Raw genomic sequence first — 682 nt, 5'->3', positions numbered from 1 at the left:
CTCCTCTTTCCATCGCAACGGGTGAACCGCCGCCTACTGCCTTATATGAACGAGACGGGCTGTTGACACCCCCAACAATGTGCTCCAGCGCCTCTTGATGTAATTTTTCTGATTCTGTGAATTTCATAAATAGCCTCCTATCTCAACGTATCACGTCGTCTATCATTATTTTAACATGCCGATGCAAGCGTCCTTAGTTGAATATCCTCTCAAAATTGGATAGGCTAATTAAAAAATAGGTTGGAGGGATTGTGTCATGACAATCGAAGTAGGGCAGCAAGTACCTGACATTGAATTAACCGGTGACAATGGGGAGAAAGTAAAGCTTTCTGATTTTAAAGGAAAACATATTGTTCTTTATTTCTATCCAAAAGATATGACACCAGGCTGTACAACAGAAGCATGTGATTTCCGCGACCGCCATCAAAGCTTTGCAGAATTAGATGCTGTCATTATCGGCGTAAGCCCAGACAGTCAGGACAAGCACCAAAAGTTTAAAGAAAAACATGATTTGCCGTTTCTTCTTCTTGTAGACGATGAACAGAAATTGTCTGAAGCCTTTGGGGTATGGAAGCTGAAAAAGAATTTTGGCAAAGAATATATGGGAATCGAGCGTTCAACGTTTCTTATTAATAAAGAAGGCACGCTTGTGAAAGAATGGCGAAAAGTAAAGGTAAAAGAC

At 40.9% G+C, this 682-nt stretch carries 1 protein-coding gene; it reads left to right on the top strand.

Annotated features, from left to right (window positions below; translation table 11 throughout):
* Window positions 1-256: 256 nt before the first annotated feature.
* A partial coding sequence (bcp, locus tag BJU60_RS14775; RefSeq protein WP_070329514.1) for a thioredoxin-dependent thiol peroxidase occupies window positions 257-682 on the top strand: 426 nt, incomplete at its 3' end.

The sequence above is a fragment of the Exiguobacterium aurantiacum genome, from assembly GCF_001766415.1.
GTDB classification, from domain to species: domain Bacteria; phylum Bacillota; class Bacilli; order Exiguobacteriales; family Exiguobacteriaceae; genus Exiguobacterium; species Exiguobacterium aurantiacum_A.
Note: the sequence above shows the minus strand (reverse complement) of the source record. Positions and strands in the feature narration are given on the sequence as shown.